We start from the raw sequence: 18,424 nt of genomic DNA, 5'->3' as shown, positions 1-18,424 counted from the left end.
ACTTATACTATATTATTGAAATCCGATACTATAACACGAAAAAACAGACCGAAGTCTGTTTGAATTAATCACTATTTTCTAAAGAAGCAACTGCTTTGGCTTTTTCTCGTGTAACCACATTATCCTTAACAATCTGATAAAGGGTTGCGGCTATTGGAACGGAAACCAGCATACCCAGGATTCCCCCTAAGGCAGACCCTATGGTAATAGCCAAGATAACCCAAACGACTGGAAGTCCGGTAGAACCACCAACTACATAAGGATAGATGAGATTCCCTTCAAACTGTTGCAAAACAACCACGTAGGCAACAAATAAAAGTGCCAAGGTCACGGAATGAGTCATAATCAAAATGGTACCAATAGTAACACCAATATAGGCACCCAAAACTGGTATCATTGCTGAAAAGCCAATCAGAATAGAAATGGTCGCAGCGTAAGGAAAATTAAAGATACGCATCCCAATATAACATAAGGTTCCCAAAATGCAGGCTTCAATCGACTGATAGACAAAGAAATTGTGGAAACGATTATTGAGAATTGCAACCACATAGTGGAAAGTCTTACCATAACGACCCAAATAAACATCGACTAAGCGATTAACCTGACTACCAAGTTTCTCCTTCCCAGCCAAGACATAGCAAGAAAAGACAATACTGATAAAGAGATTAATCAAAGTTGACGGTAGGCTAGTCAAAGAAGTCAAGAAATTCGTCAAGCCATTCATAATTTGTTGAAGCAACTGTGCACTGTAGCTATTGATTAGCTCTCTAACCTGTGTCACACCACCCAGGTCTTGGATGATCTTCTGCAAAGATTTATTCTTTAGCAACCAATTAATCAAATTATTAATAGCTGAGCGATCTTGGCTAATCAAGGTATTAATACTGTCAATCAAATCAGGAAGGACAGTGAATACTACCCAAGTAAAGATCAAGCCGATAGTTGCAAAAGCCAAGAGCAGAGAAACGGGACGTTTAATTTTAGTGATAAAACCAAATGGTATAAACTTGATCAGTATTTTTTCATAAAAAGACATTAGGATATTGACCACAAAGGCAATTCCCGCTCCAAATAAGAAGGGCTGACTAGCAACAAATATCTTGTTACAAATCGAAACAGCTGTTTCCCAATAGGTATATATCAAGAAACAGCTGAAAAACAGCACAACCAACCAAATGAACTGATTCTTCGTAAACTTCATAGGCACTCCAAAATTTAAAATACCCTTCCATTATACACTAAGAAAGGATTTATTACTATCTTTGATCATAGAAAGACACTAAAACTCCATGAATTCTTGATCAGTTAAAGGATTTATTAGTTTGACAAAATGAAAATCCGATCCATCATAATCAAAAACTAAGATGGCACAATTACCTGGACAAGACTGAAAGGCACGCTCCGGCTCCACAGCATGAAGAAAAGTCATCAAAGCTCCTGCGTGACTGACAGCCAAAATAGACTGATCAGGATGTTTATCTAAATCTCCCTAGCACAATTTACCACTCGATCTACAAACTGGGCTTGACTTTCCCCGCTAAACTGAACATAATGGTTACCGAAATGGCCCTGAATTTGAGTTTTAGGATGAAGATACTCCGGTTGCCCCTCAAAGATACCGAAGTTAAACTCTTAAGACCCTTAACACGTTTATAATCAGTAGGCCCTGTAGCCAATTAAAGGGTATCAGAAGCCCTTTCAGTTGTCGTGCAGTAATAATGATCAAAAGTCATATGATATTTATCAAAATAAGCACGTACCTGACGAGCTTGGTCTCTCCCTTTTTCAGTCAAGGGCGAGTCACACCACCCTTGAATCCGATTAAGTGTGTCAAAAAAGTGTTTGACCATGTCGCATTAAATAGAATTTCATTACTTTACCACCCTTTTTTAATATAAACCTAAAATGAAGTCAATAGCCCCAAAACCGCTTGGAACAGCGACAAGATTACCATCAAAATCACGATTAAGGGCTTGCGAAACCTGATTAGGCTCTTCAGGACACAGCAACATGGTAATTTTGATGAAATCATCATCTAAATCCTCCAGCCCATTCAAACGTTAATGGATGCTTCCATAGCGGATTGCTCTTCTTCTATTATCATCTCTTTACCAAAATGTAGTTTCGTTCCTGATAGCATATAAGCAGATTTAGCACCATTAAATATAGTCGGTTTATCTAACAAATCATAATTAAAATATCTTAGTAATTTTTCAACATCATTTGATGCCATAAACTCCTGACACAGAAGCTTGCCATAGCTAACCACCTGACCACCATTTGTTTTCGGCTACAAAATGCAGGCGGTCAAAAGTCTCCGTACAGCCTCTTCCACGATTAAGGGCATGGAGACCCTTCGAGGAATATATAAAAAGAACCGAAGAAATGGAACGCTCTTTGATTTTTCGGTGTCTACTGAAATTAAGGTATTAATGGGAATAACAGCCTAAGATATTTGGAGTTCAGAGAAGGCACGTTTGATTTTCAAACTTCGCAACAGAACCATGTCATCTGATATCCTCCTTGATATCTTACCTGATTCATACGTTCATGATTTTATTATACGTCTTTTTCCAAAATTTTCAAAAAATTTATTGAACTTTATTTTAAATTCATAAAACCATGACAGTTTTAAAATATGTTAAAATAGGGTTAATCTCATCAAGAAAAGGAGTTAGAAACAGTTGCGAAAATATATGATCTACCTCAGCAGTTTATTGGTCACATTTATCCTGAGTTATGCGACGATTACTTGGCTGATTATGCCCGTTCTCACTCGCTATCAAAGCCTGACTAGGTTGATTAACCACTTTGACTATACCACATTAACTTTAATACTCTTATTAACGCTGATTATCTGGTTGTTTGGCATCCAGTATCACCTCAAACATTTTTCAGTTATTTATCTCTATCTTGCTTTCAGTGTGTATTTATTACTGTTATTCATGGTGCTTTTTACTAAAACAACTGATTTTCAGGCGATATCACTGAATCCTTTTGACTTTATAAAAGCGGATACCAGAACGATTCAAGAGGCAGTGCTAAATATTATCTACTTCATTCCTTTAGGTGGCCTTTACTGTATCAATACTGATTTCAAACAGTTTGTCATTGTCAGTTTGGTCACTCTTTTAGGAATTGAAACCATTCAATTTATCTTTTATTTGGGCACATTTGCCATTAGTGATATTATCTTGAATTTTTTGGGTTGTTTGATTGGGTATTATTGTTGTTGGGAGATTAAAAGGCGGTTGAATTGAGCTAACCCAAAAGTAGCATAAAAATAGACAGGAGATATATTGGCTCTATAATTTCTGTAGTGGGTAAAACCACTGTAGAGATTATAGAGCTTTTTGAATGCAGACAAAAAGTCCCATAAGAACTATAATGAAAAGCGACGAAACTACCATTAGGAAGAACTTATGAGACCTATTAAGAATACCACAGAATTAATCGGAATTAAAGACCAAAATATCATTATTTCACTTGTTTTTGAAACCGACACTCATATCGAGATTCAAGCAAAACTTGATTACCCTGCACCATCATGTCCTCACTGCCAAGGAAAGATAATCAAATATGACTTTCAAAAAAAATCTAAAATTCCTCTTCTCGAGCAAGCGGGAACGCCAACTCTACTACGTCTGAAAAAACGTCGTTTCCAGTGTAAAAATTGTAGGAGAGTCACGGTAGCTGAGACATCTATCGTTGAGAAAAACTGCCAAATCTCCAATCTAGTCCGACAAAAAGTTACACAACTCCTAACTGAGAAGGTGTTACTAACTGATATTGCAAGAAGACTTCGCATGTCGGCGTCCACTGGCTATCGTAAGCTTGATCAATTTACTTTCAAGGAACATTATGACAAACTCCCTGCTGTTATGTCCTGGGATGAGTTTGGGTTCAAGAAAGGGGAGTTGGCTTTTGTGGCTCAAAACTATGAGACAAACCAACTCATAACCATCCTTGATAATCGCCGCCAAACTACTATACGAAACTACTTTTGAAGTATCCATTGAAAGTCCGATAACAGGTACAGTTTATCACGATGGATAAGTCTGGAGCTTATATCCCACTAGCCCGCAGACTCTTTCCAAACGCAAAAATCGTTCTTGATTGTTTCCACATTATCCAGCACCTTGGTAGAGCATTTTTAAACACTAGAATTGCAATCATGAACCAGTTCGATAAGAAGCCACTACCCTATCGAGCCTTGAAAAATCATTGGCGACTCTTCCAAAAGGACAGCCGTAAACTATCTCTCAACTCTTTTTATTCTAAGACTTTCCGTCAAACTTTAGCACCACATGAAGTCGTTGCGAAGACACTAGTCTTTTCAAAAGAGCTTACTGACTACTATACACTTTATCAGCTTTTGCTTTTTCACTTTCAGGAGAAGAGAGTAGATGAGTTCTTTGACCTGATAGAGGAAAATAGGAGCAAAGTCAATCATTATTTTCAAACTGTCTTTAGGACTTTTCTTAGACACAAGCAATACATCAAAAACGCACTAGAAACGGACTATTCAAACGCAAAACTTGAAGCGACTAATAAGTTGATCAAAGACATCAAACGTTTGGGCTTCGGTTTTAGAAACTTTATCAACTTTAAGAAGCGTGTCTTCATCACTCTGAACATGCATAAAAAAGGACCTATCCGGTCCTCTCTAGATGTTAGCTTTTCGTCACCCACTACAGTTGACAAAGAGTCCTTATTTTAAATTGTTCAATGCAGTAAGTAGGTAGTGACCATCAAGAATACCTTTACCGACACGCTTGGTATTTTCAACCAAATCTTGGTAATCAGTATCTGAAAGATTGTCAATGGTAGCCTTCAAATCCTGAAGAGAATCTACTGCAATTCCACAGCCGTTCTCAAGCACAAAATGAGATAAGGCTGACTGTTTCCAAACGACAAGCGGGAATCCTGAGGCCAAGTAAAGTGACGCCTTGTGAGAGTTGTTATAGCGAAGGTACTCGCCGAAAACACCACTACATGTCTCAGCACTGTCGCCATCCCAGACAAGCCCAAAACCACCCTCAAGAGCTGCAGGAAGCTCATCAGGTAGGAAGGAACCAAAGTAGTTCTCATTCTCAAGAGCTCTGCTTTCGTCGAAGCCGACACCATAAAGGTTATAAGCAGGTTCTGCAGGAAGAGAGTAAAGATAACCAGCTTTTTCTTGTGCCAAGTTACCAGCTACAATAATTGGCTGATTCTTCGTGAAACCTGTCTTCTCTTGGAAATTTGGAATCAAATAGTCGAAAATGCCAAGGCTAACAATCTTATCTGCCGAAATTCCTTTATCTACCAATACAGATTTCATAATTGGATTGTGGGCAATGATACCATCAGCTGCACCAAGAAGACCTGATTCTTGAATTTGAATGCGAATCTTATGCTTCAAAGGGAGATTCTCAACATTGATATAACGAAGAGCTTCTAAATCGTGGATAATAAAATTAACTTTTACGCCTTTTTTCTGTGCTTTCTTTATATGATGTGTTGTGAAAAAACTATGATGAAGCATTGGGAACTGAATAAGTAACTCATCATCTTGCTTTAGTTGATTCAAGGCCTGACCAATAGCCTTAGATTTATGAAGCTGTTTTTTAAGTGTACCCATCTCGTACCAATTATCAACTGAAAGAACCAAGGATTGATAACCTTCTCTCTTTACAATTTCTTCAACATCATTACGAGCCTTATTACCGGCATTTTTAACATCGTTATCGTGTAAAAATTCTTCTTTTAAATAGTATTTCATCTCTTATTTCTCATTTTTCAAAAGCTGATTTTTCAGGATAGTATTCATTCAAGATTTCCTTTAAACGAATGATATTCTCCTCTTTAAAGTCAACATCATCATTCACACAAAGTAGTTTTTTACGTCTATCTTTAAAGATAGATTCCAGCTTATCCACCTGATTCAAACCGATTGTCTCTCCGAAACTTTTAGACATAGGGTAAAACTGGTTACTTTCAATTTGCCAATGCTGACAGATGTATTGATTAACATCTACTCCATAGTCTCTAATTGGATTTCGCGATGTTTTATCTAAAATTTCACCTTCAATTTCCCATAAATGTGCCAAGGTACTCTTCTTCATCGGAACAGGTAAATGCTGGTTCACGTATCTCGTAGGACCCCAAGGCAAGAGTAACAAGTTTTTCAAAACCAAGGGACCATAACGGAAATTAAAGAATTTCCATGGCGAAGACTTCAAAGCCTTCTTATTAGGAAAATGGCGATAAATTAATTCAACATTATTGTGATAAGTATTAGTAAATTGGTGACCAAGGAACTAAGGCATCATAAACAGCTAAAAGCTTAAGCTGACCATTTTTATAAAAATCTGAAGGTTGACTGTCTCTAATCAAGTACGTATCATCATTGAAATACAAGTAGTTCTCCGACAACCCTTCAATACGATGAAGATTAAGCTCAATAGCTGCTGAATTATAGGTCGGTAGGTATTCTTTAGGCATAAATTCCCTATGAGTTACCAATTTGAGTTTTGGATGTTCCAAATTCAACCAGTCTGGCTTTTGCCCATTGGTGACTAAGTAAACATGATTTACCCAAGGAGCATGCTTTTCAATCATTAGGAACCAGTAATTAAAAATACCATAATCACGATAACGTTGCTCACCATCAATTTCTTGGTTCAAATCAGAAACATTCTCAGTAACTGCTTGTTTCTCACGGATAAACTCTGGGGTACTTCCATCTACCTAAAGAACAACGATATTAATTTTTTCTTGTGTCATTCTTGTGTCATATAGTAAATTCTTTCTCAACGACTTCTAGAGCACGCTCAATGACCACGTGCATGTCGTAGTATTTATAATCTGCAAGACGTCCACAGAAGATAACCTTGTCATTTTTCTCAGCTTCTTCTTGGTACTTAGCAAACATGGCATTGTTCTTTTCATCATTGATTGGGTAGTATGGTTCATCTCCACGTTTCCAATCAGCTGGGTATTCACGTGTGATAACTGTCTTAGGTTGTGTACCATACTCGAAGTGCTTGTGCTCAATGATACGAGTATAAGGAATCTCACGCTCTGTGTAGTTGACCACGGCATTTCCTTGATGATTTTCTTCATCCAAGACTTCGTGTTCAAAACGAAGACTGCGATACTCCAACTCACCATGTTTATAATCAAAGTACTGGTCAATCATTCCTGTAAAGACAACTTTTTCAGCTGAAGCTTCAAGCTCTTCACGATTGGCAAAGAAGTCAACTCCAAGCTCTACTTCTACATTTCCAAGCATATTTTCAATGATGACATTGTAACCACCAATCGGAATTCCTTGGTAACGGTCATTAAAATAGTTGTTATCAAAAGTCAGACGAACCGGAAGACGCTTGATGATGAAAGGAGGCAGGTCTGTGGCAGAACGTCCCCATTGTTTTTCAGTGTATCCCTTGATCAACTTTTCGTAGATATCTGGTCCAATCAACTTGATAGCTTGTTCTTCCAAGTTTTTAGGCTCAACATCTTTCATATCAGCCGTTTGCTCAGCAATCTTGTCCTTAACTTCTTGAGGAGTCTTAGTGCCCCACATAGCATAAAATGTATTCATGTTAAATGGAAGGTTATAAAGACTGCCCTTGTAGTTAGCAATTGGTGAGTTGATATAGTTATTAAATTCAGCAAATTGGTTGACATAATCCCAAACTTTTTTATTTGAGGTATGGAAAATGTGAGCACCATACTTGTGAACGTTAATACCTTCAACATCTTCACAGTAGATATTGCCACCAATGTGATCACGCTTGTCAATCACTTTTACTTTTTTGCCACGTTTTGTAGCTTCATGTGCGAAGATTGCTCCGGACAAACCAGCACCAACGATAAGATAATCGTACATATTTTTCTCCTTAGTTTTTCATTAACTGTTGCTTCAAGTCTTTCATATCAACGACACGTAAGACAATAATCAAGACAATATAAATGATAGCACCGACAAGACCATCTACTGCTACATTTAGCATTGGTTTCAATTGCACAAACATCTTAAAGACAAAGAGTCCAAGATACATGACAACTGATGCTAAGATAATTTTTGACATAGCTGGAAGGATTGACACATCTTTGATGAATATCCTTGAAAAATTCAATTGAATAACCCATACCAAAGCCTCTGTTAAAACTGATACAATTGAGGTACCAACAAAGCCAAATGGAGGAATTAACAAGAGATTAAGTCCAATACTGACAACAGCCGGAATAGTCGTAGAGAGCATAAACTCACGATGTTTATTGTGTGGAATCAAAATCTGGATTCCCATAATATTTGTCCAACCGATAAAGAACATCCTAAAGACCATAATAGCAATGGCAAGATAAGCCTCTTGGAAATCTTTCCCTAGGAAGAAACTAACAAAATCCTTATTAACAATCAAGAGACCTGCTATTATCGGAAAAATCACAAGATTATAAATCAAGAAAGACAACTCATGCATCTTGTTAACGGCCTTATGATCTCCGTTAGATAAAAGACCAGATACCCTTGGAAGCATTACACTTCCCAATGAAGTCACCAACGTCAACAAAATATTAATTATTTTCAAAGCCTGATCATAAATCCCTACATCATTTGTCGATGACAAGGCACCCAACATTGTACGATCCAAAGTCACGTATAGTGAAATGGCAACCTGAGGGAGAAACAGCAAAATAACAGGTTTAAGATGTTTCTTAGCATAGGATAAATCAAATTGTGGTTCTCCAATGTAAGGTCTCGCTGGTAACCACATACTTAATTGCCCAAGCAATTCAAAGAAGGTCAATAGGAAAACATAGAGATACAAATCACCAGGTGTTTTCACAAATAGGAAGATAGAAGTAACTCCTAAAACCTTTACCGTTGTATTCCTTGCGGTAATACGACGAAAATCCTCCAAACCTTGGAATAACCAAGAAATATCCATTCCTTTCGATATCAAGCTTAATCCTAAGATATAAGCCACCATATTTTGCATACCAGGAAAGAACAAACATAATGATGTATACAAGACAAGAGACAAAATAGTCGCAATCAATTGGAGGGTATAAATACCCCAGAAATTTTTACGAATATCCTTTCGATGTCCTGAAATCTCTTTAGTACCATAGTTTGCAACACCTAAAGTTGCCAAAAGAATAAAGTAGGTCACAATCGAATTAAAGTAACCATAAGTACCTAAATCCTTTGAACTAAAAATCCTAGTAACATAAGGTGTCGTAATGATTGGTAAAACAATGACCAGTAATTGATAGGAAAGATTGTAGGCATAATTTTTTAAAACTTTCATATGTATATGACTCTGTTTAGACTTTCTTGATGATATACCTCTGTTTCAATTACAAAAAATCTTTATCAGTCTTCATCACAAAGAGTCGACTAATCAATAAGATAAGAGGTGAGTAACGAAGAACAAGCATTTGCGGATCAAACATGCCATGAATAATCATAACACCTAAGCAAGCAAGGACAATATCTTTTCGATTAGTCACAAAATAATTCATGACACGTGTTAAAGCAAATAACATAAATGCACTAACAGCCAATCCATCAATTATGAGTAACTGCACAAATGAGCTATCAATAAAGTTATAGTTGCTTGAAAAATTACCGAAGATGTCCATGGTTGTAAATGAAATTGGTCGACCTAATAATGAAACACCAAAATTTCTGAACCCTTGAACACTCAGTCTTAGACGGTTATGGGTAAGCTGATCGACAAGGTGAAATAAATCACCAGTTGAATAGAAACATAAATAGAGAGTAATTGCTAATGCAAGAATGAAAGCATATTTGGCTATACTTGTCGTTATAACATTACTGTTTATGAAATCAAATTTAAATAGCTTAAGACTAAATAAAGCATAAGTCAATATTAAGAGACTAAGATAAAGAGGGTTTGTGGTCGAGGTCTGTTGATACATATAAATGGTAGACATCAATAAAACTAACAATTCAAGGTAAGAAATCTTCTTCCCTCTAAACATAAGATAACTACATAATGCAAAGAACATACGTTGAGAAGCAAAGGAAACATAGCTAAATCCTAAACTATAACGATATCCACTATCAGCACTCATCAACATATTAGAAATAATACCCATCTTACTAGCTAGAATAGTTACAAACAGCACTAAAAAGGTGGCGAAGGAGAAAGTCCCTAATAACTTTTTGAACTCTATATCCCTAGCTGAAAAAACCAACAGTAAAACGTTAATATCAGGAAGACCATCTCGATTTTTTGACACAATTAACATGGTCAAGGTAAATAATAGGAAAATTATTAATTCCTTCAAGTGATATCTAAAATAATTTATGGTATCAGGAAGATTAATGAGTTCCTTTATCGTAATCATAACTATTGTAAAATATAGCAAGATACGATAGAGGGACAAAAAACCACCCACCCTTACAAAATAAGTTGTAGTTACCAGAGATGCAAATAATACCCAAATAAAAAGAGTAAATAAATAGATTTTCTCTGAGATAAAGCGACTGCTATTCACAAGTACTTTCCATACCTTTCAATTATTCTTATAAATGTTGTAATAACATCTGTATTTTTTTAAGATAAATCAGAACAATATATATTCGACATTTCAATAACAGTTTTATGAGTGGATTCAATGCAGAAGAATCATTCTTTATAAAATCCTCTATCTCTTGTCTTTCACATGTATCTTTAACGAGCTTAACTTTATTTGTAACTGGTAATTTTTGCTTAGAAATATTGTAAATATTGCTCATCAATATTCTTGCCTTTACAGTATTATCAAGATTTGAACTATCTATATGCCAATCCTTTAATAAGCTATCAACCAACTTTAACTCTTGAAGCTGATACTGAAGACGCTTAGGGTTATATCCCGACATAGCAGAACCCTTCCTTCCAATGACATAAACATAGTAGGAATCTTGAGAAAGATAAATCTTGTTGACTTCACGATAAACATCAAGATTAAAGCGGACATCCTCACCTAACTCATACTGCTCAAAAGAAAAGTTATTTTCAAGAAGAAATTCTCTCCGATAAAACTTATTCCACACAGTATAAAGCATATCCGATAAGAGTAAGTCTGTAAATATCTTGATAAAATCATTTTTATCATATATCCCACTATGAGGAAGACTTTTTTTTGTACGATTCCTCTCAGTCATTTCCTGTTCAAAAGAATTATAGTAGCTAAATACAAGTAAATCTAAATCAGGCGCAAGCTTATCTTCAAACTCAGCAAAGAGATTACCAATAAGATAATCATCACTATCAACGAAGTAGATAAACTCTCCCCTGGCTTTGGACAAGCCAAAATTACGTGCCGAACCAACACCGTGGTTCTCAATATGATAGACTGAGATATTTGAATGCTCGTTAGCATAAGTATCGCAAATACTGCCACTACTATCCGTAGATCCATTGTCTACTACTATAATTTCCAAGTCATCATAGTTCTGAGAAATAATACTTTTTAAACAACGATCAATATATTTCTCAACATTATAAACTGGAATAATAACAGAGTATTTCAAATTAGACTCCTACTTTTTCAATATACGTTGTAGTTGAAATGCACCATTTAATAGACCCAATCGATACAAAAAATATTTTGTTCGATTAGGTAATTTAAGCTTCTGCTGAAATTTAAGTTTATTTATTTTTAATTCTTTCTTAACACATTTTGTTAGTTTAGGATAAGTTTTGTATAGGTTAGACTTAAATAAACTAGCCAAAATATGGGTCATACCATTGACAAAATATATCTTAGCAATTGCCAATTCACTAGAATCAAGTTTTGAGCGAACAGTATCCGAATAATATAATTCTTTATAGAAGCTAATCATATTTTCTAATTTTTGCTCATTCCATGATTTGGTAATTGCATCTGGATTATCGATTAGATAATGGTAGTACTTTTGATTCGTCGCGTAGACCTTCTTAGCAGAAAGAAAGAGTTTGTAATTGGTACCAAGGTCCTCATAATACTTGCCAACTGGAAACTGGATAGTATTCTTAGTGAACAATGCTTTTCGATATATCTTATCAGTGGCAAAACCAGTAATAAATCCATAAGAAAACATATCTATAAGAGCTTCTTTTCCAGTTAATCGTTTAGTCCGTTTTGAATCGGATTTTATAATATCATGTTCACTCTTTACAAATTCTTGATTGAAAGAAATAATATCATACTGATCTGATTCAATAACCTCAGCTAAATCACTAAAGGTATTCGGTTCAATCCAATCATCTGAATCTAGGAAATAAACATATTCTCCCTCAGCATTAGAAATACCTGTGTTACGAGCTTCAGAAAGCCCTCCATTTTCTTTATGAATTACTGAGATAAAGTCATAAGCTTTAACGTAATCATCACAGATTTGAGGAGAACTATCAGTACTTCCATCATCTACAAGTAAAATATCATAATTATTCCACTCTTGGACAAGAACGCTTTCTACACAACGTTTTAAATACTTTTCGACATTATAAACTGGAATTACAACAGTTAAAAGTGGTTTCATGGATTCTTCACCTAAATTTTTATTTTATGTTAAATCTTCCCCGCCCTTATTCAACCAAGTTACAGCATTAAAATAACGGTGGTAAGTTTTCAAATCAATTCCAACATGTCCTTGCTTCTCAGCTGATTTAAAGTGGACCAATGAAGGTAGACCACTGTAATTCTTCGAAGAGAAAATCACCTTACTCTTGTATGGATGCTCTTCAAACTCTTTCATCAACTCATACGTGCAGGCATCATTATCATTGAACTTGAAATATAGATCATCCCAATGCATTCTCTTCAATCGGCGTTCCCATTTTTGAGTAGCTTCTTCTTCATCTGCATAATGCAAAAAATGAAGTGCAATATCGTCAAGAAGTGCAAGTGGATAAGCATTATCAAAGTCTTTAATGTATTTCGATTTTTTAACAAATTTCAAGGGGATATTTCCACTCAAATAGTGTTTTAAATTCTTGAGCATCTTGATGTAATCAGGAGAGAAAACAAACATCCCTACAAATGGCGTTTGATAAGATAAGCCCAATTCCTGATAGACTTTTCCAGCCCAACAATTATCACAAATGATAGTAAAATTTTTATTCTTAAGTCTTCTTCTAGGAATAAAGTTAATAATTGGATAAACAATTAGTTTTAATTTATTCTTAATTTTTTTCAATATTCATCTTAGTATTTCTTATATAACTCTGAAAAATTACGAATATAACTTTGTAATGAGAAAAGTTCATTTTGACGTTTGACCGATGCCTTGCCAAATTGCTCTCTCTTCTCAGTCTTCTCAACTAATTCTTGAATGGCCTTCGATAATTCTGCAGGCTGATTTGGTGTGGCAAGAAGGCCGTTTTCGCCTTCTTTCACCATTTCACAGACACCACCATGACGGTAGCCGACTACAGGTTTGCCACAAGCCATTGATTCGAGAACTACAGTTGGTAGAGGATCTGGATTGGTACTTGGCAAGACAAAGATATCAAACATATTATAGAGCTCTGTTGTCTTACTATAATAATCGATACGCTTGATTTGTCCAGCTACTGGTGAGTCTGATATAGCCTTTTCCAACTCATCAACTCGCCATTCTTCACCTTCAAAAGCACTACCTGCCAGAAAGGCTACTGCTTTTGGATTAGCTTTTAAGATTGGAGTCACGGCTTCTAAGAAGTCGCCTTGACCTTTCCATGCATTCACTCGACCAACCATTCCGATAACCAAGGCATCCTGTGCTATAGCAAACTGGTCACGAACTGCACTAGCATCCATTTCATGATAGATGGCATTGTCAACACCATTATAGATGACTTGAACTTGGTCATTTTTTACAAAGCGAGACTGCTTGACGTGGTTGGCTACAGCATTTGATACCGTCACAATCGTATCAGCATAACACCCCATCAAAAAGTTGATGAAATCAGAGATTGCTTTTGGTTTGACGATAATCTCGTGAACATGCCAAATCAAAGGAAGTTTCAACTTACGTTTGAGATAAATTCCCTCAAGTACCGCAGTCGTATTATTGTGAATAAGAGTAATGCCATTATCCTTAGCATATTTAGCAATTTGCTTTGAATAACGATTATAAGAGCCAAAATACTCAAGAATTCCCTTAGGATTAAAATACTTCCGGCGCAATATTGGATAATTGATAACTTTTACCTTAGCACCAACCTTTTCCAATGCACCCACTAAGACGCCATCGTTGGGCAAGATGACATGAGCCTCAAAGGCTTCTTTATCCAGTCCTTTAATAAGCTCCAACAAAACCTTATCAGCACCATACATTTCGGCACCAGCGTGAAGATATAGAATTTTCTGCATTTCTACCCTTTAAATACTTTCTCGTAGTCTGTAACAATTTTTTCCCAAGTAAAGGCTTCTTCGATACGTTTACTTGATTTTTGATTGAGGTCTGCAATAGCTTGTTCATCCAATTGTTCAGCTTGATTAATGACACTTGCCAATTGGTCTTTTTTCCAATAGAGAGCACCATCTTCACCGACTTCACGGTTAAAGCCAACATCCAACAAGAGATTGAGCTTAGTTGACTCAAGTGCCTCAAGAAGTGATGGATTGGTTCCACCAACCTCATGACCATGGAAATAAGCAAAGGCATTCTCACGAATGTACTTGAGCAATTCTTGGTCATAAACAGTTCCGACAAACTTCACACGAGGATCCTTGTCAAAACCAGTTTCCTGACGCAACTTGTCGTAGAACTTATTTTCTTCAACATTAGTAACGAGAACAAAGTCCTTGTCAGAGTTAGACGCCATAAAGCCACGAATCATAGCCTCATAGTTATTTTCAGGCACGAAGCGTCCTACAACAAGGTAATAATTGTTTTCAATGACCCCCTTTTCAAAATACCATGTGCGTACCTTATCATCAACCTTAGTCAATCGAGATTTAGTTGTATCAGTTCCATAGGCGATATAGGTTGTTTGAGGTCGATATTTCGCATAATCATTTTGAATATAAGATTCAATGTTTTTACTATCACAAATCAAGAGATCTGCATGTTTAACCATGAGTTGCTCTGAAATTTTCCAATACTTACGAACCGGAAGACTCCACTTTGCACGAAGCCATTCATGACCATCCGGGTTAACCATAAGGGTACCACCGATAGCCTTAATTTTCTTTTTAATACCTGAGATAAATGGACCAATTCGGCAGGCCAAAACATAAAAGATCGGTGCTTGGTCATTATTTTCCTTAGCAATCTCAATGGCCTTATTAATAGCTGCGATATCATAAGCGATGGCACGTGCAGGCCCGATATTTGGGACATCAATATTGTAGCATTTAGCACCGTTATGTTCGAAAGTATCTGCTCTAATTCCTGATTTTGCAGAGTTTTCTCGCATACAAGCTACATAATACTGAATATCTTTGTCTTGTTGGAACTCTGTCAACTTCTCAACAAAGGTTTCAAATCCCCCATATTTTGCTGGAATTCCCTTAGAACCAACGATATAAACTGTTTTTGTCATTAAATCACCATCAAAAGAAATGGAGAAAGCCATCACTTTGCTCCATCCTTCATTACTACTACTTTAATTGTCTTCAATAAGATTCTGATATCGCGCAAGATTGTCCAACCGTCCATATATGCAACATCTAGTTTGACAACTTCATCAAAATCAGAAATATCACTACGGCCGCTTACTTGCCAAAGACCAGTAATACCTGGTTTAAAGCTAAGACGGCGCTTTTGTTCTGGCGTATAAGATTCGTATTCGTCCACTGTTGGAGGGCGTGTTCCAACTAAACTCATATCGCCTTTTAGAACATTCCAAAATTGTGGAAGTTCATCAAGACTCGTTTTACGAATGAAATGTCCGATTTTGGTAATCCGTGGATCATTGTCCATCTTAAACATACCGCCAGACATCTGATTTTGCGACATCAAATTCTTCTTAATTTCTTCAGCATCTACACGCATCGAACGAAATTTATAAAACTTGAAGATCCGTCCATTTTCACCTACGCGATCTTGAACAAAAATTGCTGGACCACCATCCCTACGGATAAGAGGGTAAAGAAAGATTCCAACTAAACCACATAGGAACAAACCAACTAAGGCCCCACAGATATCGAGAAAACGTTTAGCTAGAATATCACCGTAACTATAAAACTGCGTTGAAAATGTAACAACTTTAAAAGGACCTAACTGTTGGATACGTTTTTTACCTTGACTCATAAATTCTAGTGCATTTAAATTAATGGATACTGGAATTCCCATAAGCTCAAAAGGTGAGGCATAGTCCCAAATTTTGTACTGTTCACTTGGTAGATTTATGAACACTTGGTCTACTACTGAGTGTGTAGCATATTCGACAAGGTTTTCAGGTTTCACACTCTTAATAAAAGGATTTGTGAAATAAGGATTATCCAAAACACAGACCGCAGTAATCTTACCATCCATATTGTCCTTCATACGAGTCAAGACATTTTCCAGACGTGCTTGATCGGAAATTAAGAGGATATTTTTATTCCCTTTACGGCGTGTATAAATAGATGAGCGAAAATACTTAAGAACAGTATTTGTAACGTATAAGAGAACACCTGAAATCATGGTGACGTAAAGAAGTCCGCGACGTGAGATTGAAAAACTTCCATCTGCAAAAAACGAGAGAAATGTTGCAATTAGAGCAAATATAAAACCATACTTAACTGTTGCAATAAGCTCATCTAAATAGCCCCTATATTTAAGATTTTCATAATAACTACTGATATAGTATGTGACAACATGGACCACACCTAGAATGACCATACTTCCTTTCGTTATCTCAGTGTAAGGTAATTTACTAGCTAACCAGGCTGCAAACAAAACCACAACTAACTGTATGATTGCAATTTCAATGCGACGAATTTCTTGTTTTTCTTTCACTCGCAACTCCTCTTAAAATATTAATGTATAAGGAACCGCATCATCCCCATTAATGCTATCCTTTTCTACGACGATGTGCTCTTGAATGACCTTCTTTTTGTTCTGCTTTTTTTCCATACTCACCATATGATCCATACGAGCCGTATGACCCATATTTATCTACTGTCATATCAACTTTATTAAGAACAACACCTAAAAATTGAGAACTAGTTTGTTCCAATTGTTCAACAGCCTTGGCAACGAAGCGACGTTTAATTCTTCCAGCTGCTGTAACTAAGAGACTTGCATCGGCCTGATGGGCAATAATAACAGCATCAATTACCAAACCAATTGGTGGGGTATCAATGATGACGTAATCATAACGACTTCGAGCAACATCCATCAAATGTCTAAAATTGTCATTTTGCAAAAGACTTGTTGGATTAGGTGGAACTGGACCAGATGTAATGACGTCCAAACCAGAAACGTTAGTTTGACAAATAGTTTCATTTAAATCAGCATTTCCTGAAAGGAAATTTGAAAGACCTTTATAAGGCTCATTTGATTTAAATGTACCCGACAAAACAGAATTACGCGTATCAGCATCAATAAGAAGTGTTCGGAGCCCAACACTAGCAAATGAAATCGCCAAGTTAACAGATGTCGTTGATTTTCCTTCACCAGCTTCAACAGAGCTAATCGCAATCACTTTCATCTGAGCACCAGAAAATTGAATATTTGTGCGAATAGCGTTATAATACTCTTCCGTCTTTTTAGCAAAGTCTACTTTTGATTTAACTAACTTTAATAAAGGCATTTCTTCTCCTTAAATTTTATCTGTATCAGGAATAATTCCAAGAAGTGTTATTCCAAGCACATCTTCAACATCTTCAGGGCGACGAATACGATCATCTAAAACTTCACGAACCAACACAGCCACAATTGCTACAAAACCACCCAGAATAGCACCGAGTAACACGTTCCGTTTAATATTTGGTGAAGATGGTGACTCTGGTAATTTAGCTTCTTCGAGCGTTGTGACATCTTCAACTTTTGTCACCTTCTTGATTTTTTCTGAAGAAACTTCACGAACCTTATTGGCAAGTGTTTGCGCATCTTGACCAGTTTTAGCATTGACAGAAATTGAAATAAGACGAGTATCAGTAGGAATATTAACTGAAATCATTTTAGCAAGTTCTGCCTCACTCAAATTCAACTTTTCATCTTTAATAACTTCTGATAATACATCATTTGATGTAATAATCTCTTTATAGTCATTTACCAAATAGGTACCAGCTTGCAAATCTTGAGCAGAAAGATTATTATTATCTGTTGCCTGATTAACAACATAGATACGCGTTGTTGATGTATATGTTGGTTGGATAAAGAAATAAGTACCTAAGAAACTGAAAGCAGCAAAATAAAAAGCTGTGAAAAGAATCAAAAGCTTCTTCGTCCAAAGTTTATGTAGCAATGCTAGTACGTCGATTTCAACACTTTTAGTGTTATCTTGATTCATAATATCTC

General features: G+C 36.2%; 16 protein-coding genes and 4 pseudogenes. 3 read left to right on the top strand and 17 right to left on the bottom strand.

What is annotated here, in order from left to right; all coding sequences use genetic code 11:
• Positions 1 to 64: 64 nt before the first annotated feature.
• The 4 genes and pseudogenes from NSQ85_RS06730 to NSQ85_RS06715 form a co-directional block, all read right to left on the bottom strand.
• Positions 65 to 1,201: an AI-2E family transporter gene (locus NSQ85_RS06730; protein WP_179973755.1), complete on the bottom strand. Its 1,137-nt coding sequence runs from the start codon at positions 1,199 to 1,201 to the stop codon at positions 65 to 67.
• A gap of 78 nt (positions 1,202 to 1,279) precedes the next feature.
• A pseudogene (locus tag NSQ85_RS06725) lies at positions 1,280 to 1,872 on the bottom strand (histidine phosphatase family protein).
• Between the two features lie 17 nt (positions 1,873 to 1,889).
• The gene (locus NSQ85_RS06720; protein WP_232087307.1) at positions 1,890 to 2,057 is read right to left on the bottom strand and encodes a hypothetical protein; all 168 of its coding nucleotides are present in this window, start codon (positions 2,055 to 2,057) and stop codon (positions 1,890 to 1,892) included.
• Entirely contained in the window at positions 2,054 to 2,233 is a 180-nt protein-coding gene (locus NSQ85_RS06715) for a hypothetical protein (protein WP_232087308.1), read from the bottom strand. The genes NSQ85_RS06720 and NSQ85_RS06715 overlap by 4 nt, the downstream gene beginning before the upstream one ends.
• 76 nt (positions 2,234 to 2,309) lie before the next feature.
• Between NSQ85_RS06715 and NSQ85_RS06710 the strand changes: the two are divergent.
• The 3 genes and pseudogenes from NSQ85_RS06710 to NSQ85_RS06700 all read left to right on the top strand — a co-directional run.
• Positions 2,310 to 2,450: pseudogene (locus NSQ85_RS06710) on the top strand (IS6 family transposase); the annotation flags it as partial.
• 234 nt (positions 2,451 to 2,684) lie between these two features.
• Positions 2,685 to 3,260: a VanZ family protein gene (locus NSQ85_RS06705; RefSeq protein ID WP_179973756.1), complete on the top strand. Its 576-nt coding sequence runs from the start codon at positions 2,685 to 2,687 to the stop codon at positions 3,258 to 3,260.
• 162 nt (positions 3,261 to 3,422) lie between these two features.
• Positions 3,423 to 4,670: pseudogene (locus tag NSQ85_RS06700) on the top strand (ISL3 family transposase).
• Positions 4,671 to 4,711: 41 nt separating this feature from the next.
• Here the strand turns inward: NSQ85_RS06700 and NSQ85_RS06695 are convergent.
• The 13 genes and pseudogenes from NSQ85_RS06695 to NSQ85_RS06635 all read right to left on the bottom strand — a co-directional run bounded on the left by NSQ85_RS06695 (position 4,712) and on the right by NSQ85_RS06635 (position 18,416).
• Complete coding sequence (locus NSQ85_RS06695) at positions 4,712 to 5,764, bottom strand: galactofuranosyltransferase (RefSeq protein WP_179973757.1); 1,053 nt, start codon at positions 5,762 to 5,764, stop codon at positions 4,712 to 4,714.
• A gap of 10 nt (positions 5,765 to 5,774) precedes the next feature.
• Positions 5,775 to 6,708 (bottom strand): annotated as a pseudogene (locus NSQ85_RS06690) (capsular biosynthesis protein).
• A gap of 67 nt (positions 6,709 to 6,775) precedes the next feature.
• On the bottom strand, positions 6,776 to 7,876 hold the full coding sequence (gene glf / locus NSQ85_RS06685) for a UDP-galactopyranose mutase (protein ID WP_179973758.1): 1,101 nt from the start codon (positions 7,874 to 7,876) through the stop codon (positions 6,776 to 6,778).
• A 10-nt stretch (positions 7,877 to 7,886) separates the two neighbouring features.
• Positions 7,887 to 9,302, bottom strand: coding sequence for a flippase (locus NSQ85_RS06680; protein ID WP_179973759.1), 1,416 nt, complete (start codon positions 9,300 to 9,302; stop codon positions 7,887 to 7,889).
• 49 nt (positions 9,303 to 9,351) lie between these two features.
• Positions 9,352 to 10,518 carry a polymerase gene (locus NSQ85_RS06675; protein WP_179973760.1) on the bottom strand — a complete coding sequence of 389 codons (1,167 nt, stop codon included), beginning with the start codon at positions 10,516 to 10,518 and terminating at the stop codon, positions 9,352 to 9,354.
• A gap of 28 nt (positions 10,519 to 10,546) precedes the next feature.
• The gene (locus NSQ85_RS06670; protein WP_179973761.1) at positions 10,547 to 11,539 is read right to left on the bottom strand and encodes a glycosyltransferase family 2 protein; all 993 of its coding nucleotides are present in this window, start codon (positions 11,537 to 11,539) and stop codon (positions 10,547 to 10,549) included.
• Between the two features lie 9 nt (positions 11,540 to 11,548).
• A complete protein-coding gene (locus NSQ85_RS06665; RefSeq protein WP_179973762.1) occupies positions 11,549 to 12,529 on the bottom strand; it encodes a glycosyltransferase in 981 nt (326 codons plus the stop codon).
• A gap of 24 nt (positions 12,530 to 12,553) precedes the next feature.
• Complete coding sequence (locus NSQ85_RS06660; RefSeq protein WP_232087309.1) at positions 12,554 to 13,186, bottom strand: DUF1919 domain-containing protein; 633 nt, start codon at positions 13,184 to 13,186, stop codon at positions 12,554 to 12,556.
• Positions 13,187 to 13,194: 8 nt separating this feature from the next.
• Positions 13,195 to 14,343, bottom strand: coding sequence for a glycosyltransferase family 4 protein (locus NSQ85_RS06655; protein ID WP_179973763.1), 1,149 nt, complete (start codon positions 14,341 to 14,343; stop codon positions 13,195 to 13,197).
• Positions 14,344 to 14,345: 2 nt separating this feature from the next.
• Entirely contained in the window at positions 14,346 to 15,518 is a 1,173-nt protein-coding gene (gene cps2T, locus NSQ85_RS06650) for a beta 1-4 rhamnosyltransferase Cps2T (protein WP_064355935.1), read from the bottom strand.
• Positions 15,519 to 15,550: 32 nt separating this feature from the next.
• Entirely contained in the window at positions 15,551 to 16,918 is a 1,368-nt protein-coding gene (locus tag NSQ85_RS06645; RefSeq protein ID WP_340781460.1) for a sugar transferase, read from the bottom strand.
• A 55-nt stretch (positions 16,919 to 16,973) separates the two neighbouring features.
• Positions 16,974 to 17,714 carry a tyrosine-protein kinase gene (locus tag NSQ85_RS06640; protein ID WP_176243115.1) on the bottom strand — a complete coding sequence of 247 codons (741 nt, stop codon included), beginning with the start codon at positions 17,712 to 17,714 and terminating at the stop codon, positions 16,974 to 16,976.
• Between the two features lie 9 nt (positions 17,715 to 17,723).
• Positions 17,724 to 18,416 carry a capsular polysaccharide biosynthesis protein gene (locus NSQ85_RS06635; protein ID WP_179973765.1) on the bottom strand — a complete coding sequence of 231 codons (693 nt, stop codon included), beginning with the start codon at positions 18,414 to 18,416 and terminating at the stop codon, positions 17,724 to 17,726.
• Positions 18,417 to 18,424 lie beyond the last annotated feature (8 nt).

This window comes from Streptococcus sp. FSL L8-0526, assembly GCF_038007145.1.
Taxonomy (GTDB): Bacteria; Bacillota; Bacilli; order Lactobacillales; family Streptococcaceae; genus Streptococcus; species Streptococcus thermophilus.
Note: the sequence above shows the minus strand (reverse complement) of the source record. Positions and strands in the feature narration are given on the sequence as shown.